Source organism: Prosthecobacter fluviatilis (genome assembly GCF_042655725.1).
GTDB lineage: Bacteria > Verrucomicrobiota > Verrucomicrobiia > Verrucomicrobiales > Verrucomicrobiaceae > Prosthecobacter > Prosthecobacter fluviatilis.
The window spans coordinates 29,788-55,526 of record NZ_JBHSMQ010000005.1 but is presented as its reverse complement, the minus strand read 5'-3'; the positions used below and the strand labels follow the sequence as shown (position 1 = coordinate 55,526).

The window sequence follows — 25,739 nt, the reverse complement described above, 5'->3', positions numbered from 1 at the left end:
CCGTAGGTTAGTGGCCCTCCACACAGCCATGCTCAATCTCTACTCACATCCCAGCGGCGGCTATTGCGATGGCGTGTCGCGTCGAAACTTCCTCAAGATCGGCGGACTCGCCATGGGCGGACTGTCGTTGAATGACGTGCTGCGTGCCGAGTCCGTGCAGAAGACCGGCAAGTCACACAAGGCGGTGATCATGATCTTCCTGCCCGGCGGACCGTCGCACCAGGACATGTTCGACATGAAGCCGGACGCGCCGAGTGAGATTCGAGGCGAGTTCAAACCCATCTCCACCAACGTCCCAGGCATCCAGATTTGCGAGCATCTCCCGCGTCTCGCGAAGATGATGGACAAGTGCACCATCATCCGATCGCTCGCCGACTGCGACTCGCGCCACGATGCCTTTCAGTGCCTCACTGGCCGCAGCACCAAGCAGCAGCCTCCCGGCGGCTGGCCTTCGCTCGGCTCCATCGTTTCGAGGCTGCAGGGCAGCACCAATCCCGCCATGCCGCCGTTCGTTGGACTTGCCCCCAAGATGGGCCACATGGAATGGGCCCGCACGGGTGAGCCGGGCTATCTCGGCGTTGCGCATGCACCCTTCCAGCCAAATCGCGGCGGCGGCACAGAAGACATGTCACTCCGTGGCATCACGCTGGATCGTCTTCGTGATCGCAAGTCCCTGCTCTCCAGTTTTGACGTTCTTCGCCGTGATCTTGATGCCACCGGCCTCATGGGCGGCGTGGATGTCTTCAATGAGCAGGCGCTCAATGTGCTCACCAGCCCGAAGCTGCTCCACGCCCTCGATTTGAGCCGCGAAGACCCGCGTGTGGTCGAGCGCTATGGCAAAGGCGAAAATCGCAATCGCGACGACGGCGGCCCGCGCTTGCCCGAGCACTTCCTTGCCGCACGCCGTCTCGTCGAAGCCGGCGCGCGCGTCGTCACCCTCGCCTTCAGCCGCTGGGACTACCATTCCAACAACTTCGGCCAGTTGCGCGAAGATTTGCCGCTGCTCGACAGCGGACTTTCCGCCCTCATTGCCGATCTGCACGAGCGCGGCATGGACAAGGATGTCTCCGTCGTCGTCTGGGGAGAGTTTGGCCGCACGCCGCTGATCAACGCCAACGGAGGTCGCGATCACTGGCCGCGCGTCGCATCGGCACTTCTCGCCTGCGGCGGCATGCGCCACGGGCAGGTCATTGGTGCCACTGACAAGCTGGCTGGTGAACCCACCGAGCGCCCCGTCGCCTTCGGCGAAGTCTTCGCCACCCTATACAAGCAGATGGGCATCGACGTCACCAAAGCCACCCTCACCGACCTCACCGGCAGACCGCAGTATCTGGTCGATAGCCATCTGCCGATGGCAGAGCTGGTCTGAAAATGAAGCCGCCGGGCCCATTCCGGCGCCTCATCCGACATTCTGAATTCGGCATTCGTCATCAGCTTGCCCGATACTTTCTTTGTTACGACAAAATCTCCCCTCCTGCTCCGTAGGTTCTTCCCGTCATGACTCTCTCACGCCTCACCTTCATCGCCGCTCTCTCTGCCGCCGCACCCAGTTTCGCGGCCGAAGCTTTGCGTCCGCTGAATTTTGCGAACGACATTGTGCCCATCCTCACCAAAGGCAGCTGCAACTCCGGTGGGTGCCATGGCAAATCGGGCGGGCAGAACGGCTTCAAGCTCTCGCTGCTTGGCTTTGAGCCCCAGGAGGACTATGAGCACATCGTCAAGGAGGCGCGCGGTCGCCGCGTGTTTCCAGCGGCGGCAGAGCAGAGTCTGCTGCTCACCAAAGGCACCGCTCAGCTCCCGCATGGCGGTGGCAAAAAGCTTGATCCAAACTCTGAAGACTACGCCGACCTCGCCCGCTGGATTCGCGAGGGCATGCCCTACGGCAAGGACAGCGACCCCAAAATGGCAAGCATCAGCGTCGAGCCCGCCAAGCTGACCATGCCTCTGAAAGGGGTGCAGCAGCTCAAAGTCACTGCGCACTACACCGACGGCAGCACGCGGGATGTCACCAAACGCGCCCTCTATGAGGCCAACGAAAAGGCGATGGCCGAGACCAGCGAAACCGGCCGCGTGCAGCTCTTTGATCTCCCCGGTGATGTCGCCGTGATGGTCCGCTACCAGGGCAAGGTCTCCACTTTCCGCGCCACCGTGCCGCTCGGCGCTCCGGTGGAAAAGCTGCCGGCCTCTCGCGGCTTTGTAGATGATCTCGTCTTCGCCAAGCTGAAGACCATCGGCATGCCGCCGTCAGACATCGCAGACGACGGCACCTTCATCCGCCGAGTCACGCTCGACATCACCGGCCGTCTGCCCACTGCTGCTGAAATGAAGGACTTCATGGCCTCCAAAGATGCGGCAAAGCGCAGCGCCCTCATTGACCGCCTGCTGGACAGCCCGGAATACGCCGAATACTTCGCCAACAAGTGGAGCGCCCTCCTGCGCAACCAGCGCACGCAGCCCGTCTTCGCACGCGGCAGCTACCTTTTCTGGCAGTGGATTCGCGACAGCATCGCCGATAACAAACCCTACGATAAGTTCGTCCGTGAAGTCGTCGCCGCGGCGGGAGACATCGACCAAAATCCTCCCGTGGCCTGGTATCGTCAGGTCAAGGAGATGAAGCAGCAGATGGAAGACGTGGCGCAGCTCTTCCTCGGCACCCGCATGCAGTGCGCACAGTGCCATCATCATCCCTTCGAGAAGTGGAGTCAGCAGGACTACTACGGCTTCGCCGCCTTCTTCAGCAATGTCAGCCGCAAGCCCTCGATCTTCGTTGGCGAGGAGCTGATCTTCAACAAACGTGGGGTCGCTCAAACCACCAATATCCGCACCAAGGAAGCCGTGACACCCACCAGCCTCGGCGGGCCATCCCTGAAGCTGAAACCCGAGCAGGACCCCCGTCTGGCCCTCGCCGACTGGATGAGCAGCAAGGACAACCCCTTCTTTGCCCACACGCTGGTGAACCGTTACTGGAAGCATTTCTTCAATCGCGGCCTCGTCGAGCCCGAGGATGACATGCGCGAGACCAATCCCCCGGTGAATCCCGAGCTTCTCAGCGCCCTCGCCGCAGATTTCGTGAAAAGCGGTTACGATCTGAAGCAGCTCATTCGCACCATCACCAACTCCACCACCTACCAGCTCAGCGCCGTTCCAAATACCTACAACGCAAAGGACCGCCAGAACTTCAGCCGCTACTATCCGAAGCGTCTCAATGCCGAAGTCCTCTACGATTCCGTCAACACGCTGCTAGATGTACAAACGAATTTCGCCGGTCAGGCCCCCGGCACCCGTGCCGTCGCCCTCCCGGACAACAGCTACAACCAGAGCACCTACTTCCTCAGTGTCTTTGGCCGTCCCGACTCCTCCAGCGCCTGCGAGTGTGAGCGCACCCAGGAGGCCAGCCTCGCGCAGAGCCTCCACCTGCTGAACGCCGCCGAAATTCAGACCCAGCTTTCTCGTGGCAACGGTCGCGCCGACACCCTCACAAAGGACACGCGTCCTGATGATGACAAGATCGCTGACCTTTACCACATCGCCCTCAGCCGCGACCCCAACGCCGCCGAGATCAAATTTGCCCGCACTCATCTCGACAAAAAAACCGCAGGCAAAACCGGCGACGAAGCCTTCAAAGGCAAAAAGGAGGCCTATGAGGACATCCTCTGGGCGCTGCTGAACACGAAAGAGTTCCTCTTCAATCATTAAGTGCTCGTGCCATGCCTTGCCCCAATTTTCAGTTCTCAGTTCTTAGTTTGCAATTTTCAGTTCTGCTGGCCTGCTCTGCTCCAGCGTTCTCCCAGGCCACCTTCCCGTCTCCGACGCTGACGTCGGTTTCTCCTCTCGGGGGAAAACCCGGCGCGACAGTCGAGATCACCCTGCGCGGCACCGACCTCGAAGGCCCGCAGTCGGTCCTGCTCAACGAGCGCGCCATCCCGCTCAAGACCCTCAAGCCAAACGTCTTCAGCATCACACTGCCCCCAGACATCAAGCCTGCCCTCTACGATTGCCGTTTCGTTGGCCGCTACGGTGCCTCCAATCCGCGCGTCTTTGAGGTCGGCACGCTTGATTCCGTTGCCTCCCCCGGCTCAAACACCGGGCCTGACAAAGCGCTCAAAGTCACCCTCAATTCGGTTGTTGAAGGCAGCTTCAAATCCAATTCACCGCACTGGTTCAGCGTGGATCTGAAAAAAGGGCAGCATCTCACCGCCACCTTTGATGGAAGGCGTTTTGACACACGCACCGAACTCATCGGCGCTTTGCTCGCGCCCACCGGCCGTGAATTGGCTCACATGCGTGCCGGAGTTCTTGCCTTCACTGCCGCGGCCGATGCCACCTATCTCCTCCGCTTCAACGAGCTCATGTACCGCACCGGGGATGATTACGGCTACCTCATCACACTTTCATCCGCGGCCCCTCCGGCTCAAAAGACCGTCATGCTTGAGGACGTTCGCCCCATCCAGATCGGCCAGACTGTTCGGGACTACTTCCTGCCCGTAGGTCTGCCACAGGCCTTTGATCTGCCCTTCAAAGCGGGTGAAAAATTCATCATTGAGGTGCACTCCCATCAGCTCGGCCATGCCACCGATCCGCATCTGGTCATTGAAAATCTTGCCAAAGATCCCGCAGGCAAAGAAACGCTCAAACCGCAGGCGGAAATCGCTGATGCACCGGCCATCGTGCCCGCTCCCAGCATCAATCTTCCCAGCCGCGATCCCTCCTATGCCTATGAGGCCAAGGCGGACGGCGCATTCCGAATCACCCTCAGCGACAACTTCGCCACCACCCAGCCCTACGAGCTGCGCATCCTCAAGGAGGCGCCGAAGCTGGAGGCCCTCATCGCTCTCAATCCCATCCTGCCCGGAGCCAAGACCAAGGGCGGTGAAATTGGCAGCGCCAATGTCCAGCGTGGCGGCATCGCAGCTTTGGAAATCATTGCTCCAAACCGCAATGCCCTGAGCGACCCCATTGAGCTCAAGGCCGAAAAGATCCCTGCGGGCGTCACCTGCCTCGGCGGCTTCATCGGCAAAGGCCAGTCGCTGGGCTACATCGCCTTTCAGGCCAGTGCAGATGCCCCTGCCGGCGCAAGCCTCCTCGACGGCATTCCTCACAGCCGCTTCGTGAGCTTTGCCGTGGCTGACGCCGCCCGGGAAAACGTCCTCTACCGCACCGCCGGTGCACCCGCCCTCGGTGTCAGCGTCCTGCCCGCACCGGCATCCGTGCAGACGGAGAAAACGGACATCCTCGAAGTCGCTGCAGACGCCAAACTCGATATCGCCCTCAAAGTCACCCGCCACGCCGACTTCACAGACGCCCTCAAGCTCAAAGCCCTGGGCCTCATCGACATCGCCAAAGCTCCTGAAGCCGACATCCCCGCCAAAGCCGCAGCAGGCAAATTCACGCTCGATGTGAAAGCGCTGAAACTCGCACCTGGTGATTACGGTTTCATCCTTCAAGGCCCGGCAAAGATGAAATTCCGCCGTGGCGTCGAAGAGCTCAACGCTGCCGAGGCAGACGCCAAAAAAGCCGCCGAAGCCCAGGCCGCCGCCAAGAAGCAGCTCGAAACGGCCAATGCCGATGCAACGCCGAAAAAGGCCGACCTCGTCAAAGCCGCCACCGCTGCCCTCAAGACAGCAGATGCCTCCAAAGCCACCGCTGACAAGCTCGTCAAAGACCTCACTGCGAAGTCCGCCCCCAAAGACGCCACCTTCATTGTCTATTCCAATCCCATCCGCATTCGCGTGAAGGAGGTCGCCAAGAAATGAGAATCATCCTCCCACTTGTCATTCTGAATTCGTCTTTTGTCATGGCCGCGGCTCCCGCGCCTATCGACTACGATCAGCAGATTCGTCCGTTCCTGAAGGACAACTGCATCGCCTGCCACAACAAGACCACCACCAAAGGCGGCCTCAACATGGAGACGCCCGAGCTCATGGCCAAGGGCGGCGAGAGCGACAAGGGCATCATCCCCGGCAAGGGCGCCGACAGCATCATCTATCAGGCCGCCGCACACTCTTGGGACTCCGAGATGCCTCCTAAGGGCAACAAGGTCGGTGCTGTGAATCTCACCCCGGAGCAGCTCGCGCTCTTGAAAGTGTGGATCGACCAGGGCGCGAAAGCCTCGCCCAAAAAAGTGCAGGTCATCGCCTGGGAGCCCCTGCCAGCCGGCTTGCAGCCCATCTATGCCATCGCGGTCACACCTCAGGGAGACTTGGCTGCGGCCGCTCGCGCCAACCAGATCAGCATCTACCACCTGCCCACGCAGAGCCTCATCACCAAGCTCACGGATGAAACGCTCCTCAAAACCGGTCTCTACAAGCAGCCCGGCGTCGCCCATCGCGATCTCGTTCAATCGGTCGCCTTCAGCCCCGACGGCACGCGCCTTGCCACCGGCAGCTTTCGCGAGGTGAAGCTGTGGAAGCGCACCACCCCCGCAGCTCCCGCCTACGCTCCCTCCGCCAAATTCACCGCTACTCAGGAGGCGGACAACTCCATCAAGCTCACCGAAACCGCCGGTGGCAAACTCGTCGCCCACATCAAATCCGACCTCGCCACCGAGCAGGCCCTGGCTCAGCGCACGCTCATCGCCGTGCGTGCTGCGCTGGAAGAGACTTATCAGGGTTCGGCCATCCGGACGGCGGAGAAAGCTGTCACCGAACAGACCGATCGCTTGAAGAAAGCGAATGAACTCGCAGAACTCGCCAAAAAAGCGCTCGAAGACAAGAAGAAGGACATCAAGCCCAAGGAGGACGCAAAAATCGCAGCCGACAAAGCCGCCAAGGATATCGCGGACGAAGTGGCCAAAGCCACTGCTGGCAAACCGGATGAGGCTTTGGCCCAAAAGCAGGCGGCTGCAAAAGCCGCTCTTGCCAAAGCCACAGCCGACCTCTCTCAAGCCCAGGCCGCTCTCCAACGCGCCGAAGCAGCCTTGGCAACCGCTTCAGCAGAAATCAAGCTTGCCGCCACCGGCGATGCCAAAAAGGCGGCCGCCTTGACCGAGCTCGTGGAACTCGCGAAGACGGGCCTCGAAGCAAAGCGGAAGACGCTCAAGCCTCTGGAAGATGCCAGGAGCGCTGCAGAGAAGACTGCGAAGGAAATCGCGGATCAAATCGCCAAAGCTCCCCAGGCCAAACCAGACGAAGCCTTGGCCAAAAAGAACACCGATGCTCAGGAAAAGGCCACGAAGGCCGCCGCAGATCTCAAGCTCGCCCAGGAAGCTCTCGCCCGCGCCGAAGCCGCGATCACCGACACCGCGAACGAAATCAAGCTCGTCACCGAAAATGAAAAGAAGGCCCGGCAGGCCGTCATTGACGAAAAGGCTCGCCTGGAAGTCGTGAAAAAAGAGGCGGTGAAAGCGAACGCAGACCGCGACCTCATTGCCAAAACGCTCACCACCAGCCTCAAGAAAGCCAAGGCGCTGCACTTCTCCGCCAATGGCCTCGAACTCATTGCCGAACAGGACAGCGGCCCCCCGCTCGCTTGGAGCACCGTGAATGGCAAACCCATCGCGCCAGGCAGCACCAGTGCTACGTGGACCCTCGAACGCACCTTGGGCACCGGCGATGGCAATTCTCAGATCACCGACCGCGCCAACAGCCTCGCCTTCAGCCCCGACGGCAAAACCCTCGCCATCGGCAGCGGCGAGCCCTCCCGCAGTGGCGACATCACCCTCTGGGACATGGCCACTGGAAATCTGACCGTGAACTACGCTGAGCGTCATCTCGACAGCATCCTCGCGCTTGAGTTCTCGCCCGATGGCAGGCTCCTCGCCTCCGGCGGCGCGGACAAAGCCGTGCGCATCACCGATCTGAGCACAGGCAAAGTCGTGAAGGTCTTCGAAGGTCACACCCACCACGTGCTCGGCCTTTCATGGCGTGCCGATGGCCGCGTGCTGGCCAGCAGCGGTGCCGACAACGTCGTCAAAGTTTGGGACTGGACCACTGGCGACCGCCGCAAGAGCGTTGATGGCTGGGACAAGGAAGTCACCGGCATTCGCTACCTCGGTGCCGCAGATCAGATCGCCACCAGTGCAGGGGACACCAAGCTCCGCCTCATCACCAGTGACGGCGGCGAGGTGAAAAAGCTGGCTGGCAGCACGGGCTTCCTGCAATCACTCGCCACCAGCAAGTTCGGTGATGTCGTTCTCGGCGGTGACCAGGATGGCAACGTCCGTGCCTGGGATGTCGCCACGGCAAAGGAGATCGCAGTCTTCAAGCCCTGATCCGAGATCCAGCACCCTTGGAGCGCGGACTTCAGTCCGCAGCACTCCGCATTCTTTTCTCTCCGAAGCCTGAATGGCCGCGATTGAGAAAGAAAGGATACGGCAGGCACATCGTTTGCCTGCTGTATCATTTCACACTCAATTACCATGCACCGCTTCTCTCTCCGACTCCTTCCAGTGCTCGCCTTCATGGCGGCGCCACACTTTGCCCAAGCCGAAATCGCCGTGAAAAGCGGTGAGAAAATCGCCTTCCTCGGCGATTCCATCACCGCAGGCGGCTGGAGCAATCCCGCCGGCTATGTGCGGCTGGTGATCGCCGGTCTGGAAGCCAATGGCATCAAAGCCGAGGCTGTTCCAGCTGGCATCAGCGGTCATAAGTCCGATCAAATGCTCGCACGTCTCGACAAGGATGTGCTGAGCAAGAAGCCGCAGTGGATGACACTGAGCTGCGGTGTGAATGACGTCTGGCACGGCCCCCGTGGTGTGCCCCTCGATGAGGCGATGGCACAGTCTGGCACTTACGATGACAAGGTCTCCAGCCGCGGCACCTACAAAAAGAACATCACCGCGATCATCGATCAGGCACAGGCCGCAGGCGTGAAGCCCGTCATGCTCACAGCCACCGTGATTCAGGAGAATCTTGACAGCAAGGAGAACGGCCTTCTCGCTCCCTACAACGCCTTCCTCCGTGAGCTCGCCAAGGAAAAGAAGATCCCCCTCGCCGATCTGAACGCCATGTTTCAGGAACGCATCAAGGCTGAAAACAAGCCGGATGTGAAAGTGCTCACCAGCGACGGCGTCCACATGAACTTGGAAGGCAACAAGCTCATGGCCGTCGGTGTGCTGCAGGCTCTGGGCCTCAACGCAGTCGAACTCGACAAAGCCCAAGCCTCCTGGCCGCCCCTCGAAGCCGCAGGCATCATCGCGGCGCAAAAAGCCGCTGAGGCGAAAGCCAAAGCGGCCGCTGAAAAGAAAGCCAAGGAAGCCGCAGACAAGGCCAAAGGCGCGAGCACACCGAAGTAAGCATGAAGGCATTCTTTTTCACCTCCCTGCTGCTGGCTCCGTTCGCGGCCCTTCTATCCGCCGACACCACCACACCGCGCAACGATGCCACCTGGCTGCGCGAAAAAGGCCTGATGATCTTCCACGACGCCTTCGAGCGCGAAGAAGACGGAAATCTCGCCAAGGCCATCGGCAACGGCTGGAACAGCGCCACCGCTGACCGCGTGCCTCAGATCAAAATGGCAGACCTGGATCAGGGCATCTTGAAAATCGCCAGCGCCACCAAGGAGGCAAAGCACGCCGCTCACATCCATCACGAGGCCGGATTTACTGACGGCGGCGCCGTGGTCCGCTTCCGCTTCCCCGGTCTCCATCCCGCCGAATCTCTCCAGCTCGGCTTTGTGGACCGTGAGCTGAAAGGCGTCCACGCCGGTCACCTCTGCTACGGCATCCTCAGCCAGACCAGCATCACTCTCATCGACCACAAGACCGGTGTCATGAATCTGGAGATCCGCCAAAAGCGCGAGGAAGCCCAGGCTCGGAAGGAAAAGCTTCCCGCTGAACTTGAGGCTCTGCTCAAGACCAAACAAGTCGTCGTTCCATGGAAGGCCGACACTGAATGGCACGAGCTCGTTCTCGTCACCGAAGGCGACGAAATGCGCCTTAGCATCGACGGTAAAGTGCTCGCCAGCCACCACTCCGAAGGCTTCGCCCACCCCCTGAAACGCTGGTTCAGCTTTCTCGTGCCTAGCACGGTCTGGATCGACGATGTGAAAATCTGGAAAGTGAAGTGATCCCCCCATGAAGCCCGCTCATCTGGCCATCGCAGCGCTTCTGCTCACGCTCACATTCGCTTGGCGCACCATCGCTGTCGAACCCGCTGCGGAGCGTCTCGTAGTCCTCACATTCGACGACTCCGTCGTCAGCCACGCCACCTTCGTGGCACCGCTGCTTAAAAAGCACGGCTTCGGCGCCACCTTCTTCATCACCGAAGGCTTCGAGTTCCTCGTGGACAAAGAACACTACATGACCTGGGAGCAGATCAAAGCCCTCCACGCAGACGGTTTCGAAATCGGCAATCACACCCGCAAACACGCCGGTGTCGCCAAACAAAAGCCCGAGCAGCTCGCGGCAGACGTGGAGTTTATCGAGCAGCAGTGCGCCACCTACGGCATCCCCAAACCGGTGAGCTTCTGCTACCCCGGCTACCAGACCAGCGATGCGGCGGTGAAGCTGCTGCGCGAGCGCGGCTACCAGTTCGCACGTGCCGGCGGTGCGCGGGCCTTTGATCCCGCCAAAGACGATCCTCTCACCATGCCCCAGGCATTCGATGGCAAGCCCGACAGTACGCTCGAGCAGTTCAAGGCCGCCGTCGCCCAGGCCAAAGACGGCAAGGTCGCCGTCATGACCTTCCACGGCGTCCCTGACATCAAGCACCCTTGGGTAAACACCGACCCCGCCAAATTTGAAGCCTGCATGCAGCATCTCAAGGAGTCCGGCTGCAAGGTCATCGCCATGCGCGATCTGGCCCTAGTTGCTCAGTTGCGCCGCAACTGACGCTTAAGTTCAGCAATCTGTTCACTACATTATGAAACTCATCGTTCTCTCATTCTTGGCATTGGCTGCCACCGCTCTCGCCCAAAACGTAAAATCAAACATCCCCTATGTCGAAAACGGCCACGCACGCCACGTGCTCGACATCTACTCACCGGCCAATGCCAAAAACCTGCCCGTCGTCTTCTGGATCCACGGAGGCGGCTGGACGCAGGGCGACAAAACGGATGTAAAACTCAAGCCCCAGTGGTTCATGGACAAAGGTTTTGTCTTCGTCTCCACCAACTACCGCCTGCTGCCAGAGGTGGACATGGGCACCCTCACCCGTGACGTCGCCAAAGCCTTCGGCTGGATGGAAAAACACATCGCCGAATACGGAGGCGATCCAAAGCGCGTGCTTGTAGGAGGCCACTCCGCCGGTGCCGAGCTCGCAGCTCTCATCTGCACGGACGACCGCTACTTGAAGGCCGAAGGCGCCACCTTCGACTCCCTCATCGGCTGCGTTCCCGTGGATGGAGACACCTATGACGTTCCCGCTATCATCGAGACAGCCGAGACCCGCCTCCGCGTCCACCACCTTCCACCTCGTGTGAACGGCCATCGCGAAAAATTCGGCGGCACTCCCGAGAAGCACATCGACTTCTCCGCCGTCACCCACATCGCCAAAGGCAAGAGCATCCCTCCCTTTCTCATTCTACACGTCTCCGCCCATCCAGACACCAGCGCCCAGGCCGCCCGTTTGGGGAATAGCCTCAAGGAAGCCGGCATCCCCACCACCGTTTTCGGTGCCAAGGATACCAGCCACGTGAAGCTCAACGACGATCTCGGCCTTTCCAGCGATCCCGCCACAAAAGCCCTGGACACCTTTGTGGCTAGCGTGCTGAAAAAGTGACGTCTATGGCCGATTCAGCCAAAATCATGTCTGTATCATGCTAGGGCCGATGGTTGTATAAGCAGGGTCGCCAACCCTGCTCCAACCGCCATGAAACTTCTCTGCGCCATATTGCTGGCCGCACCGCTGCTCTACGCTGAATCGATTTTCGACGGCAAGACACTCGCCCACTGGTCAGGCAAAGCCGAACACTGGCGCGTGGAAGACGGCGCGATAACAGGCGAAATCCTGCCGAATCAGCAGCTCAAAGGCAACGAATGGATCTTCTGGGACGGCGAGGTCCATGACTTCGATCTCACCGTCGAGTTCCGCATCACAGGCGGCCCCAGCGCCAATTCCGGCATCCAGTACCGCTGCCAGCAGAGTGCCGCTGGTCACGCCAGCGGTTATCAGGCCGATCTCGACCAAGGCGCAGTCTGGCTCGGCCGCATCTACGATGAACACGGCCGCGCCCTGCTGGTCGAGCGCGGCTCCCGCGTGTCCATCGCGCCAGATGGTCGCCGCTGGTCAGATGCCTTCGCAGAACCCAAGAGCCTCGCTACCGTCATCAAACCCGGCGACTGGAACAAATACCACATCACCGCCACCGCCTCCCACGTCGAGGTCCGCGTGAATGACGTCCTCATGAGCGTGCTAGACGACCACGAGACCAAAGCCGCCGAATGGAGCGGCAAGATTGCCTTCCAGCTCCACAGCGGCCCCGGCCCGGCCAAAGTGCAGTTCCGCAACATCCAGCTCACCCACCTCGGCAAAACCGCCATGCCGCTCCGAAGTGATGCGGGCGTTCCCTTCGGGGATGCGCAGCCTGCCCGCAATCCTATCACTGCCGACGTCCCCTCCATCCCACCACCTGCCGAGCTCAACCTCGGCTTCGAAACCGGCACCCTCGCAGGCTGGAAGGCCGAAGGAGATGCCTGGGACAAGCAGCCCATCGAAGGCGACACCGTCGCCATCCGCAAACGTGGCAACTCCCAGCACGTCGGCAAATTCTGGCTCGGCGGCTACGAACGTAGCGGCGACAAAGGCACAGGCACTCTCACCTCCACCAGCTTCATCGCCACGCATCCCTGGGCCAGCTTCCTCATCGGTGCCGCCCCGGATGCAAACACCGAGCGCGTCGAGGTCGTCGAAGAAGCCACCGGCAAAATCATCCAGAGCAGCAGCTCCGCCCAGCAGGAAAACATGAAGCGCGTCGCCGTGAATCTGGAACCCGTCGCTGGCAAACGCATCTTCATCCGCATCGTCGACCAGTCCAAATCCGGCTGGGGCCACGTGAACTTCGACGACTTCGTCTTCCACGCTCAAAAGCCAACCTTCGCCGTCGCTTCCTTCAGCATCAGCGCAGACCGCACCAAGCGCGGCGATGAAAGCCCCGTCCTCTGGCACCTCCTCCCCAATCCCGCCAAACCCACCAGCATCAAAAACGATGCCGCACAAAAGATCGTCTCTGGTATGAAATTGCAGGATGGTTTCCAGGTCGAGCTCATCGCTGCCGAGCCCGACGTGCGCCAGCCCATCGCTTTCTGCTTCGATGAACGCGGCCGCATGTGGGTGGCCGAGGCCTTCAGCTATCCCAACCGCCAGCCCGAAGGGCAGGGGAAAGACCGCATCAGCATCTTCGAAGACACAAATGGCGACGGCTCATTCGAAACAAAGAAAATCTTCTGCGAAGGTCTCAACCTCGTTAGCGGCATCGAAGTCGGCTTCGGCGGCGTCTGGGTCGGCGCTGCCCCTTATTTGATTTTCATTCCAGACATCGATCACGACGACCGCGCAGATGCCTTGAATACGTCGCATAAGTCCTATCAGACCTATTCGAAAGTCCCCGGCCTCCACTTCACCGCCTATGCCCTCCTCGACGGCTGGGGCTATCAAGACACCCACGAAACCCTCAACAGCTTCACCTGGGGCCCGGACGGCTGGCTCTACGGCAATCAAGGCGTCTTTACCCAGTCCCACATCGGCAAACCCGGCACCCCCGATGACCAGCGCATCTCCATGAATGCAGGCGTGTGGCGCTACCATCCCGTGCGCCACGTCTTCGAAATCTTCTGCCACGGCGGCAGCAACCAGTGGGGCCTCGATTACAACAGCAACGGCCACTTCTTCATGACACACTGCCGCAGCTTCTGGGGCAAAGGCGGCACCACCCATGCCATCCGCAACGGCCACTTCTGGAATCAGGCCAACAGCAAATACGCCCCCTTCATCTCCGCCACCGCGCCCGACTTCGCGCCCGATCTGCAAAACTTCCTCCCAGCCTCCGCTCGCTACGACAGCGGCGAAGGTGGCGCAGGCAAACCCGGCACCACCGCCGTGTATGGAGGCCACTCCCATGTCGGCACGATGATCTACAACGGCGACAACTGGCCCGCCATCTATCGCGACCACCTCTTCACTCACAATCTCCACGGCCATCAGATCAATCAGCAGCACATGATCCGTACCGGCAGCGGTTATGAAACCTTCCACGCCGGCTACGACCTCCTCTACAGCCCCGCCCCCGACTACATCCCCGTCGATCTCCAGACCGGCCCCGACGGCGCCGTCTATGTCATCGACTGGACCGACACCCAGCACTGCCACAACCCCGAAGACGAAAAATGGGACCGCACCAACGGCCGCATCTACCGCATCTCATGGAAGGAAACCTACAAGCCCGTGAAGGTGGATTTGGAGGGGATGACTGATGTCGAGTTAGCGAAACTTCAGTTAAACTCGAACGACTGGAGTGCACGAATGGCGCGTCGATTGCTTCAAACGCGGGTGATGTTGACAGGGAGAGTCGGCGATGATGTTATGAAATGGCTGCTGACCGTTGATCGGGAAAAGGCTAATCCAAATCATCTATTGCCTCTCCTTTGGACGCTTCATGTGATAAATGCTGCGGACGACGATCTTACTGGGGCGGTAATAGATCCCATCGATATAGTCCGCGCCTGGGCCATCCAACTAGCTACCGAAGAACCCGGCAAGCCCAAGCTCACCTCCGCCACGCTCCTCAAGCTCGCCCAAACCGACCCCTCACCCACCGTCCGCCTCGCCCTCGCCTCCGCACTTCCAAATCTCGACACCAAGACCGTCTGGGACGTCGCCTCCGCCCTCGCCATGCACGCTGAGGACAAAAATGACCGCTTCCTCCCCAAGATGATCTGGTTCGGCCTCGCCCGCGTCATCGCAGAAGACTGGCCCCGCGGCCTCGCACTCGCGGCAAAAACGCCACTCCCATCCCTCGCCGATTCCATCCGGTGGTATGCTGCTACAACTCCGGCAGGCCGCGAAGCCCTCATCCCCACCATCCAAACCGAGCGCGATCTCAAAATCCTCGCCTTCGGCATGAAGGACGAAGCCAAAGCCACGATGCCTCAATCCTGGCCTCAACTGCAGGCCAAGTTTCCCGGCACCACATCAGACCAACTTTCCGCCCTCTTTGGAGACAAAGCCGTCTTCGCCAAAATGCGCAGCATTCTTGCCGATGCCACACAGCCGCTCCCCCAGCGCCGCAGCGCCTTCGATCTCCTCAAACGCGTCAGTGATCCCGAAGCCACGCCCATCTTCGCCAAGCTCCTCGACCACCCCGACTTCACCAGCGCCGTCATCCCCCTCCTCTCACGCTCCAGCGATCCCGCCACAGCCACGGCACTGCTGACTCGCTTCGCCACTCTCAACGACACCGACCGCGCCGCCGCACTCGGCACCCTCACCAGCCGCTCCGAACTAGCCCTGCCGCTGCTCACCGCCGTGAAGGCAGGCACCTTCGACAAAAAAAACCTCAGCTCCCTGCAAATCCGCCAGATGCGCAATCTCAATCATGCCGAGGTCAACACCCTCCTTGACGCCACCTGGGGCAAGGTGAACGACTCCAGCGAAGCCGCCAAAGCCAGCATCGCCAAATTCAAGAAAGCCTACCAATCCGCGCCGCTGTGGGCCTTCAACGCCAAGTCAGGCGAGGAAACCTTCAAGCAGGTCTGCGCCGTCTGCCACGCCATGGGCGGCGTCGGCGGCAAGCTCGGCCCCGATCTCGCCGGCTCCTGGCGCAACGGCCTTGACTACTTCCTCGAAAACATCGTCGATCCCAACGCTGTCGTGGGCGACAACTTCCAGCTCCATGTCCTTACCAAGAAGGACGGCAGCGTCATCTCCGGCGTCATCGAGCAGGAAACCGACACCGCCATCACTGCCCGCACCGTCACCGAGTCCGTCATCATCTCCAAGGCCGATCTCAAAGACCGCCAGAAGATGCCCGTCTCCCTCATGCCCCCCGCCCTCCTCGAATCCATGCCCGAGCGCAAGGCCCTTGAGCTGCTCAAATATCTGCTGAGCAAGCGGGAGTAATTGTTCAGTCAAGGCTCCCCGGCTTCATCAAAAGCGAATCCCCGGCCTTCCAAACATCGGATTGGCATATCCGCACTGCTCGGTGCGTATGTCTCCGATCATGAATCCTGTTCTCCCGATCCTGGCCTTCGCGTTTGCATCCTTTCTCCAGACCTCGGCACAGACACCGGAATGGAAAGCGGCAGCCGCCAGCACGGTGATCACACCGACAGAGCCCATGTATCTCGCCGGCTTCGCAAACCGCGAGGTGCCAGCCGAAGGCACAGCGATGGAACTCAACGCAAAGGCGCTCGCGCTCCAGGACGCGCAGGGGCAGCGCTTCGTCATGGTCACCCTCGATCTCGTCGAGGTGACAGCTCAGCTCCGCGACGCTGTGGCTGAGGCCGTAAAGACCAGGTTCAGTCTGCCGGAGAAGGCGCTTCTGTTGAACTGCTCACACACTCATTGCGGCCCGGAGCTGCGCTACACAGAGCTGGAATTCATGAATTTCTCCGACCCTCTCCGCAAGGAGCGCTGCCTGCGCTACAACGCATGGCTGAGGGACAGGATCATCGCCATCATCGGCGAGTCATTGCAGCAGCTGGAGCCGGCGACGGTCAGTTATGGCCACGCGCGTTGTGGTTTTGCGATGAACCGCAGGCTCAAAAACGACAAGCCTTCGGGCGATCCCTACCTGAACAGCCCGAACCCCGGGGGCGTGGTGGATCATGATGTGCCCGTGCTCACGGTTCAAACGGCCGCTGGCAAACTGAGCGCCATCGTCTTTGGCTACGCCTGCCACAACACATCCATGAGCATCAGGCAATGGCACGGTGATTATGCAGGTCATGCGCAGCAGTTGATCGAAGAGGCGCACCCAGGCACCATCGCATTGTTCATGATGGGCTGCGGTGGCGATCAAAACGCCTATCCACGTTTCAGTCCCATCTTCAGCCTCCGCCACGGCCAGAGCCTCGCCACCGCGGTGGAGGCAGCGCTGGACGCAAAACCGAAGCCGATCCGCGGCCCGCTGCGAATTGACTGGCAGACCACGCGACTCGACTACCAGTCCATTCCTACGGCAGATCAGATCGAAAAAAGGCTGAGCACGGGCGAGGGCTATGAAAAAAGCTACGAGGTCTATCAGCGCAAGTGGGATGAAAAGCGGTTGTATGCCATCAAGAACGGCGGCCTGAGCGACCACTACGACTACCCGCTTCAGGTGGTTCATTTTGGGCATGATCTGACCTTCGTGGCTCTCAGTGGTGAGACATGCGTGGATTATTCACTCCGCCTGAAGCGCGAGTTCAAGGGGCCCGGAGCATTGTGGGTCGCAGGCTACAGCAACGACATCCTCGCCTACATCCCTAGCAGACGCGTGCTGCTGGAGGGCGGCTATGAGGCCTTTCGTTCCCTGATGTACTGGTCCAACCCGCTGCATCCAGACAAATTCGCGGACACCCTTGAGGAACGCATCATCTCCACGGCGCAGAAGATGATGAAGTAATGGTTCGCCTCGGCAGGTGAAGATCAGGCGTTCGCTACAAATACTTCCTTGCATCGGTGCGGCATTCTTAGCCATGCTGTGCGCATGATCCGTTTTCTCGTTGTTCTCAGCCTCTGCCTGGCCGCCACCCTCCACGCCGAGGAAAAACGCCCCAACATCCTCTGGCTCATCGCCGAAGACTTCGGCCCGCACCTCGGCTGCTACGGCGCCAAGGAAGTCTCCACCCCGGTTCTCGATGCCCTCGCCGCCAAAGGCATGCGTTTCACCCGTTACTACACCACCGCCCCCGTCTGCTCCGCCAGCCGCTCCGCCTTCAATACCGGCATGTATCAGACCACCATCGGCGCGCACAATCACCGCTCCCATCGCGATGACGGCTTCACCCTGCCCGCAGGCGTGCAAGTCATCAGCGAGCGCATGCGCGAGGCTGGCTACTTCACCGCCAATGTCAAAGACCTGCCTCCCGAGGCCGGATTCAAAGGCAGCGGCAAGACCGACTGGAACTTCCAAGGGCCCGCCAAACCCTTCGACTCCTCCAATTGGGACGACCTCAAGCAGCACCAGCCTTTCTACGCGCAGCTCAATTTCCAGGAAACCCACCGCACCTTCCACGCCCCACCCCACGCCGATCCCGCCAAGGTGGAGATCCCTCCCTACTACCCCGATCACGAAGTCACCCGCAAAGACATGGCGCAGTACCTCGACGCCGCCACTGAGCTTGACCGCAAGATCGGCAAAGTGATGGAGCTCCTCCAGCGCGATGGTCTCATGGAAAACACCGTCATCTGCTTCATGGGAGATCACGGCGCCGCTCACGTCCGTGCCAAGCAGTTCTGCTACGAGGAAGGGCTGAACACCCCTCTCATAATGAGCTGGCCCTCCGGCATCCCTGCGCCTGCAGGCTACGAAGCAGGAAAAGTCAGCGATCGACTCCTCATGTCCATCGACCTCACCGCCACCACCCTCGGCTGGGCCGGCATCGCCAAACCCGAGGGCATGCAGGGCAGGGTGTTCATGGGGGCTGCAGCCGAGCCCGCACGCGAGTACGTCTTTGGCGCACGCGATCGCTGCGACGAGACGGTATTCCGCTTCCGCACCGTGCGCGATGCACGCTACCGCTACATCCGCAACTTCACCCCTGACCGTCCCTTCCTCCAGCACAATGCCTACAAGGAGAAGCAGTATCCCGGGTGGAACCTCATCAAGGAACTCGCCGCTCAGGACAAGCTCACACCCGCCCAGGCCGCGCTAGCCGCTCCCACCATGCCCGAGGAGGAGCTCTACGACCTTCAGGAGGACCCTCATGAGATTCACAATCTCGCCAAATCAAACATCCCCGAGCACCGCGCCGCCCGCGAGCGCCTGAGCTCCGTCCTCAGTGAATGGATTGAGCGCACGAATGACCAGGGAAGAATCCCTGAGCCTGAAGAGGTGGCCAAAAACGAAGGCCGCACCAAGGAGGCCCCTCCGGCCAAAAAAGGAAAGGCAAAGAAGAAAAAGGACTGAATGCGGAATTCAGAATGACGAACGCCCCGGCTCTGCCATGCTGCGCGCCGTGAAGCTGCTACCCAACCATCGTGCGCATGACGCACAGCACCTCATCCAGCGCTGGCGCATGCTCGCGCGCAGCGCAGGCTGCAGGGTCAAGGTCCTCTGCGTGGTCAAAGACATGCCCGTCATCGTGCTTGAGTCAAAGGCAGCGCAGGCAGGAGCACCGGCCATCTACCTCTCCACGGGAGTGCACGGAGACGAGGCTGGCTCTGCCTGGGGCTTGCTCGCCTGGGCGGAGAAGCATGTCGCCACCATCAAGACCGGCTCGTTCCTGATCGCCCCCTGCCTCAATCCGGTGGGGCTCATTTTAAATACGCGGATCGACCATCGCGGCTTCGACATCAACCGCCGCTTCCACATGTCCGACGACGAGATCTGCGGCCCCTGGCAGCAGTGGATCACCGGCCGCGCCATGCGCTTCGGCCTCTGCCTCCATGAAGATTACGATGCCCAGGGCATCTATCTCTATGAGCTCAATCAGGCGTCCCAGACCACGGGGCATCAGATCATCGAGCGCTGCGCACGCGTCATCGGCCCTGATCCGCGCAAAAGCATCGACGGCCGCCGTGCCGACAGGGGCGTCATCCGCCGCCGCAATCTCCCCACCAACCTGCCCGGCATGCCCGAGGCCGTGGAGCTTCATGTACGTGGCTGTCCGGTTACGCTGACCTTCGAGTCTCCCTCGGAGTTTGCCCTCGACAAGCGTGTCCAGGTGCAGGTGCGCTTTGTGGAGGCCGCCTTGTCCATCTTGGGCTGAAACCATGCGCGCCACTCTGCTCCAGCGACTTCTGCTGCTGACGCTTCTTGTCGTCGGCAGCAGCTGCGCATCGGTGAAAAAAATCACCTCAGGCCGTGGCGTGCTGTGCGCTGACGACTGGGTCAGCTACGATGGCAAGACCATGCCATGGAAAGCCTGGCCCGTTCCAGCAGGCACAAAGCCTCGCGGCGTGGTCATCGCCGTGCATGGCCTCAGCGGGGCCAAGTCGGACTTCTGGTATCTCGGCGAGCAGCTTCCGCTGCGTGGCTACACCGTGTACTCCTACGATCTGCGCGGGCAGGGAAACGACCCCGTCGTCTCTGAGAGGGGAGACATCCAGAGCGCCAAAACCTGGCAGAAAGACCTCGCCACCTTCCATGCTCTCATCAGGCGCAGGCACCCGCGCACCCCGGTCTTTTGGTATGGCGAAAGCCTCGGCAGCCTCATCGCTCTGCACACAGCCGCAGACCTGCTCGGCAACTGGTCCGACCCCGACGGCATCATTCTCGCCTCTCCTGTGGCCGGGCTGCGCATGACGCTCACAGGTTTCCAGCGTTTCGTTCTCGAAACCGCCGCACGGCTTTCCCCGCGCTCGCGCTACTCCCTTGGAGAGCTGGCGGGTGTGGACGAGTCCAAGATCCAGGTCACCTCCCACTCCACCCACGGCGGGCAGATGGCCGTCACCCCGCATCACGTCAGCGCCTTCTCCCTGCGCCTGCTTTCCTCCATCGGCGGCATGCTCGATGCCAATGCAGAATCAGCCCGTCGCCTGAAGATGCCGGTGCTCTTTGTCGCCTCGCCCAATGATGTCATGTCCTCGGCAGACCAGATTCAGAGTCTCTTTGCGCAGATCCGCAGCCGCGACAAAAAACTGCTCTGGTACACGCGTTCCTACCACCTCCTGCTGCACGATGTTCAGCGCCAGGAGGTCGTGCACGATGTGACCCGCTGGCTCGACCGCCACATAGAATGATCATCGCCGCAGAACCGTCATGACGCTCGAAACCGCCATCCTTGACGCGCTCGCCCGCAGTGCGCTGCCATTAAAAGCCGCTGATATCTCCAAGCTCATCAAGCCCGCGCTAGGCAAAGCCGCCTCCCCCAAAGCCGTGGCTGCCGCACTGGACGCTCAGGCCTCCACCGGCTCGCTCACTCGCATCCTCGCAGGCACTGCCGCCAAGCCGCAGCCTCTTTTCACTCTTCAAAGTCCAGAGGACGCCACCGCCGCCTTTTTGAAAAGCTGGGTGCACGCCTCCGCCAAAGAACAGCCTGCAGCCAAGCTCCAGACCAAGCTGCCCGTGGGTTTGCAATCCTTCTTTGAGGCCGCCCTGGCGCAGCTCGCCTCCGCAGGCGATGCCTTCGTTCAGACTGGCGGCAAGAGGCTGATTCACGCCCGCAGGCCACGCCCCACACAGACTCTCAGCGCTGCCCAGCGCATCGCTTTGCAGAAAATCCTTCAGACGGTGAATGGCGCACGCTCTCAGCCTGCATCGCTGGAGGACTTGCTCGCCTGGCTGGATCAGGAGCCACCCTCCACGCCCCCTCCACAGTCCACCTCCGTCATCGCGCCCTCGGAGTCGGACCTGCAAACCTGGTACGAGCTCGACCGCATCCGCTCCTCCACCATGATGATCCCCATCCCTGCCACCTTCGCCCGCTACCAGGCCTGGGCCGCAGAATGTGGAGGCGTGGCTGACATTCAGGTTTTCCGAAGGTTTATCGAGAAGCTTTACAACGATGGCCGCCTCCTGTTAGAACCCTGTGAACGACCGCAAGACCTCCCGGAACATGAGCGCGCCCTGCTTGTCCCGATGTCTCTCGGTCCTCCCGGCTACTCCTGGTGCTGGCTCTCCTGACCCAGCGCTTTTTCCTCCCGAATCTTAAACCGACTCCCGAGACCATGTCCCTGTATGCTGCTCTAAATCCCTTCACCTCCACCAGTGTGGGCGAAAACGACTTGTGGAACGCCGCCTCCTTCATGGACGTGCCACACATCCATTCGGTCCCTTTTGACTCGCTCCGTGTGGTGGAGGACCAGGTTCGCGCTCAGCATCGCAGCCAGGTCCGCTTTGTGCGCGGTGCGGGCGGTTCTGGAAAGTCTCACCTCTTCTCCCGGCTGCGTCGTGAGTGTGCCGACAGCATTTTTTACGCTTATGCGCCGAATCCGCCGCTGCAGCCCGAGGCCTTGGAAAATTTCATCCTCTCCCGCTTTGTCAGCAGCATGCGCCATCCCGCCCGCAGCAGGGAGGGCAGGGAGGCCCCCTACAGCCAGCTCCGCCTGCTCGCCTATGCTCTGCTCAAGCCCGTCGTCGAGCAGGACTTCACCTTTCCCCAGCTTCACGAGGCCTGGGCCTCGATCAGGCTGGAGACCCGCAAGGACATGATCCACCAGGCCGTCCAGCTTCTGGAGGCCGAGCATCCCATGGTCCCTCGCAGCATCCTGCGCTGCCTGCTCAACATCCTGAGAGACGACAAGGAGCATCTCGCCGCGCAGTGGCTCTCCGGTGCCGCTTACCTCACCGAGGCCGAGCTGAAATACCTCGGTGTCGTCGAGCCTCTCGCCCGGGCGGAGATGGGCATCGTCATCCAGCTTTTTGGAAAGCTCGCCGCCCAGGCTGGCGCCCCCGTCGTGCTCGTCCTCGACCAGCTTGATCTCGTCGTCACCCAGCCGCAGCTCGATGAAATGCAGCGTCTGCTCTTCGCTCTCATTGATCAAAGCCAAAACTGGGTCGTGCTCATCGGTCTCGTGGCCGAGCGCTACGCCGCTTGGGATGCCGCGCTCACCCAGGCCCTGCGTGGCCGCGTGGGGGTTCCGGACTCCAATGCCCCGCTCGGCTTCCGCCTCCCGGTCATCGACGTGCTGCCCATCGCCAGTGAGCAGAAGCGTCTGCTGCTCAGCTGCCGCCTCGAAAGTCCCCCTCTCGTGGAGCAGCGTAAAAAAGACGGCATCACATCCTCCATCCATCCTTTGCAGGAGGAAGACATCGCGCGTCTCACTGCCGGTGGGGCCATCTCACCGCGCCATCTGCTTGCTGCGGCGGCAGAGGTTTACGCCATGCGCACCAGCACTTCGTCGCTGCCGCCGGAGGTGGTCGCCGCAGTGAGTGTTCAGCCAGTGGTCGCCCTGCCGCCTCCCGTGCCACAGCAGGTCATGCCTGCTCAGTTCAGAGCACCTGTGGCGGTGGCAGTTCCGGTGGCGGAATTCGCCGCCGCTCCTGCTCTCGCTGCCATCCCTGCGCCTTCCGCAGTTCAGCTGCCACCGCCCCCCGCTTTTCTTCCTGCCGTTTCAGTCGTGCCACGTCAGAGCCTCGCAGAAAAGGTGGACTCCCTCCTCCAGGACGCCGTCCAGGCGGCCAAGGCCGAGGCAGGCTCCCCGAGCGCCATCGACCTCGGTGAGCGCACCCGCGACCTCATCGAGCTCATGGTCGCTCCCACCGTGACCATCAGCGAGGGCGATATCCGCAAAACCTATGATAACTTCGACGGTGCTGACCGCTGGTTCCAGTGGGGCGGCAGTCAGGTGCGTGTTGTCACCAGCGATGCCATGCGCGGCAGTTTCATCGCCGTGCTCGAGCGGCTCAAGGAGGCCGCTGGAGACACGCTGCTTCTTCGCAATGACATCGCACCCGTCTCCGGCCAGCTCACCATGGAGCTGCTCAATGCCTTCAAGGCAAAGAACATCTTCCATCACATGCCCGCCTCGGAGGCCGCCGTGCTTTCGGCCCTTGGTCGCATGCTGGCCGCTCAGCGTGAAGGCTCCTACGACCAGCTCGCCACCGAGCCTCCTGCCACCAGGGAAAACGTGCTCGCCGCTCTGCGCGGACACCCGCTGCTTCGCGGTCTTAGGCTTTGGGACATGATCCAGAAGGCCCATGCCCCCAAGGCCGCGCCTCCCGCGCCTCCGCCCACCTCCGTGCTGTCCTCCATCATCCGGCAGCCCGCACCCGTCGTCGTCGCCGCCCCTCCCGTCGTGGCCGTCGCACCACCGGCGCTCCCTGTGGCCAGACCGCAACCTCCGCCGCTGGCCGCTGGCATGGTCAAGCCCGTGGCCAAACCGCCGTCCGCGCCCATGTCCAAGCCAGTCGCCAGGCCCGTCGCACCGCCCACGGCCAAGCCGCCCGCGCCCCCTGCAGCCAAGCCGCCCACGGTCATCGCACGCCCGCCCATGACCAAGCTGCCCCCTCCCTCGCACGGCACCGCCGCCTGAGTCACTTGGCATGCTTTTAAGGCTACAAAGCCATGGTGCGTTACGTTAACCGCGCACCATGAAAGCATTCGTCGTCCTCCTGCTCTGCACCTTCGCGTTTCAGCTTTTTGCAGCGGAGGCAAAACGTCCCAACATTCTCTTCATCTACGCCGACGACCAGTCCACCAAAACGGTGGGCTGCTATCCCGGCTCCTGGCCCTGGGTCAAGACGCCCAACATCGATGCCCTCGCTCAGAACGGTGTGCGCTTTCATGCCGCCTACCTCGGCTCCTGGTGCATGCCCTCCCGCGCCACCATGCTTACCGGGCGCTTCCCGCATGGCATCGAGTCCATGTCCATGGAGGGCAAATACCCCGGCAGCACGTACGATCCCAAACAATGCCCTTTCATCCCCGCAGAGATGCGCAGGCAGGGCTACCACACCGCGCAGATCGGCAAATGGCACACCGGCACCGACACCGGCTGGGGCCGCGACTGGGACCACCAGATCGTCTGGAATCGTCCCCTCCATCCCGAAAACGCCGGCGCCTACTATGAAACGCAGATCATGAGCGTGGACGGCAAGGAGCAGACCATCGAAGGCTATCCCGCAGACAACTACACGCAGTGGTCCGCAGACTACATTCGCGGCAAAAATCGCGACACCGCCAAGCCCTGGTATCTCTGGGTCTGCTACGGCAGTGTCCACGGTCCCTCCACGCCCGCCAAACGCCACAAGGGCACCTACAAAAACGCCGAGGTTCTCCTCCCCACCGACATTTTCCCCCCACGCCCAGACAAGCCCGACTACCTCAACAAGACTCAGGCATGGTTCAAAGGCTCCGACGGCCACCCCATGGCAGGAAAAGGCGGCGAAGCCTTTGGCGAAAGCAAACGGGGCAAACGCTTCGACGACTGGGTCCGCCAGGTCAACGAATGCGTCCCCGCCATCGATGAAGGCGTCGGCCAGCTCATCGCCGCGCTCAAAGAATCAGGGCAGTACGAAAACACCCTCATCATCTACACCGCCGACCAGGGCTTCTCCATGGGAGAGCACGGCTTCCGCACCAAGCTCGCGCCTTATGACGCCAACTACCGCTCTCCGCTCATCATCAGCATGCCCTCCCGCTTTCCCTCTGGCAAAGTCTGCGCCGCCTCCGTCAATGCTCCTGATCTCGCCGCCACCTTTCTCTCCATCACCGGCGTCAAAGTCCCCTGGCAGACCCACGGTCGCGATCTGATTCCCCTGCTCGAAAAACCCGAAACCGCATGGCCGCACCCCTGCTACTACGAGCACATGGGCAACGAATACGGTTCCAAAGTCAGCCAGACCATTCTCACCGGTGCCAAGCAGGACAACCATCAAGGCGTTCCCCTCTACAGCGCCGTCGTGCAGGATCAGTTCAAGCTCGTCCACTACCTCGACGGCGTCTCCGGCCAAGAACTCTACGACCTCAAAAACGACCCCGATGAACTCAAAAACCTCATCAACGATTCCTCCCAAGCCAGCCGCATCAGTGAACTCCGCACCGCCATGAAAGCCGAGCTCAAGCGCACCCAGGCCGGCTTCATCGACTTCGTGAAGTAGCCCTGTTCCTGCGGAACAGGGAGGCCCTCCGCTTCATCCCAAGCCTCCTCGAACAACCTCAGTCCTCTCCCAGCATTGTGCCCCCCAAACCTGCACCGACATCGTGAAATAAAGCACGGCCCCACTCCGGATCGTAGGATGGGTGTGACGACAGCCCGCCCGTCCACCAGCGCCCTCTC

16 protein-coding genes are annotated in these 25,739 nt (G+C 61.2%); all 16 read left to right on the top strand.

The genetic code is table 11. The features are described from left to right. Positions 1 to 28 precede the first annotated feature (28 nt). The 16 genes from ACFQDI_RS14345 to ACFQDI_RS14270 all read left to right on the top strand — a co-directional run bounded on the left by ACFQDI_RS14345 (position 29) and on the right by ACFQDI_RS14270 (position 25,560). The gene (locus tag ACFQDI_RS14345; RefSeq protein ID WP_377167898.1) at positions 29 to 1,369 is read left to right on the top strand and encodes a DUF1501 domain-containing protein; all 1,341 of its coding nucleotides are present in this window, start codon (positions 29 to 31) and stop codon (positions 1,367 to 1,369) included. A 128-nt stretch (positions 1,370 to 1,497) separates the two neighbouring features. Further along, positions 1,498 to 3,696 (top strand): DUF1549 and DUF1553 domain-containing protein, encoded by a 2,199-nt coding sequence (locus tag ACFQDI_RS14340; protein WP_377167896.1) that lies wholly within the window; start codon positions 1,498 to 1,500, stop codon positions 3,694 to 3,696. A 47-nt stretch (positions 3,697 to 3,743) separates the two neighbouring features. Next, positions 3,744 to 5,753: a hypothetical protein gene (locus tag ACFQDI_RS14335; RefSeq protein ID WP_377167894.1), complete on the top strand. Its 2,010-nt coding sequence runs from the start codon at positions 3,744 to 3,746 to the stop codon at positions 5,751 to 5,753. Positions 5,754 to 5,794: 41 nt separating this feature from the next. After that, on the top strand, positions 5,795 to 8,209 hold the full coding sequence (locus ACFQDI_RS14330) for a WD40 domain-containing protein (RefSeq protein ID WP_377167892.1): 2,415 nt from the start codon (positions 5,795 to 5,797) through the stop codon (positions 8,207 to 8,209). Between the two features lie 147 nt (positions 8,210 to 8,356). Then, positions 8,357 to 9,232, top strand: a complete 876-nt coding sequence (locus tag ACFQDI_RS14325; protein WP_377167890.1) for an SGNH/GDSL hydrolase family protein — start codon at positions 8,357 to 8,359, stop codon at positions 9,230 to 9,232. Positions 9,233 to 9,234: 2 nt separating this feature from the next. After that, on the top strand, positions 9,235 to 10,005 hold the full coding sequence (locus ACFQDI_RS14320) for a hypothetical protein (protein WP_377167888.1): 771 nt from the start codon (positions 9,235 to 9,237) through the stop codon (positions 10,003 to 10,005). Positions 10,006 to 10,012: 7 nt separating this feature from the next. Continuing rightward, positions 10,013 to 10,768, top strand: coding sequence for a polysaccharide deacetylase family protein (locus tag ACFQDI_RS14315; RefSeq protein WP_377167886.1), 756 nt, complete (start codon positions 10,013 to 10,015; stop codon positions 10,766 to 10,768). Positions 10,769 to 10,799: 31 nt separating this feature from the next. Next, entirely contained in the window at positions 10,800 to 11,657 is an 858-nt protein-coding gene (locus ACFQDI_RS14310) for an alpha/beta hydrolase (RefSeq protein ID WP_377167883.1), read from the top strand. 90 nt (positions 11,658 to 11,747) lie between these two features. After that, positions 11,748 to 15,992 carry a PVC-type heme-binding CxxCH protein gene (locus ACFQDI_RS14305; protein ID WP_377167880.1) on the top strand — a complete coding sequence of 1,415 codons (4,245 nt, stop codon included), beginning with the start codon at positions 11,748 to 11,750 and terminating at the stop codon, positions 15,990 to 15,992. 100 nt (positions 15,993 to 16,092) lie between these two features. Further along, entirely contained in the window at positions 16,093 to 17,478 is a 1,386-nt protein-coding gene (locus ACFQDI_RS14300) for a neutral/alkaline non-lysosomal ceramidase N-terminal domain-containing protein (RefSeq protein WP_377167877.1), read from the top strand. 84 nt (positions 17,479 to 17,562) lie between these two features. Next, positions 17,563 to 18,984 carry a sulfatase family protein gene (locus tag ACFQDI_RS14295; RefSeq protein ID WP_377167874.1) on the top strand — a complete coding sequence of 474 codons (1,422 nt, stop codon included), beginning with the start codon at positions 17,563 to 17,565 and terminating at the stop codon, positions 18,982 to 18,984. Between the two features lie 49 nt (positions 18,985 to 19,033). After that, positions 19,034 to 19,786, top strand: a complete 753-nt coding sequence (locus tag ACFQDI_RS14290; RefSeq protein WP_377167871.1) for a M14 family metallopeptidase — start codon at positions 19,034 to 19,036, stop codon at positions 19,784 to 19,786. A gap of 4 nt (positions 19,787 to 19,790) precedes the next feature. Then, positions 19,791 to 20,759, top strand: coding sequence for an alpha/beta fold hydrolase (locus ACFQDI_RS14285; protein WP_377167868.1), 969 nt, complete (start codon positions 19,791 to 19,793; stop codon positions 20,757 to 20,759). 19 nt (positions 20,760 to 20,778) lie between these two features. Beyond that, complete coding sequence (locus ACFQDI_RS14280) at positions 20,779 to 21,642, top strand: hypothetical protein (protein WP_377167866.1); 864 nt, start codon at positions 20,779 to 20,781, stop codon at positions 21,640 to 21,642. 44 nt (positions 21,643 to 21,686) lie between these two features. Next, positions 21,687 to 23,993, top strand: a complete 2,307-nt coding sequence (locus ACFQDI_RS14275; protein ID WP_377167863.1) for a hypothetical protein — start codon at positions 21,687 to 21,689, stop codon at positions 23,991 to 23,993. A 58-nt stretch (positions 23,994 to 24,051) separates the two neighbouring features. Beyond that, positions 24,052 to 25,560 carry a sulfatase-like hydrolase/transferase gene (locus tag ACFQDI_RS14270; protein WP_377167860.1) on the top strand — a complete coding sequence of 503 codons (1,509 nt, stop codon included), beginning with the start codon at positions 24,052 to 24,054 and terminating at the stop codon, positions 25,558 to 25,560. The last annotated feature ends 179 nt before the right edge of the window (positions 25,561 to 25,739 follow it).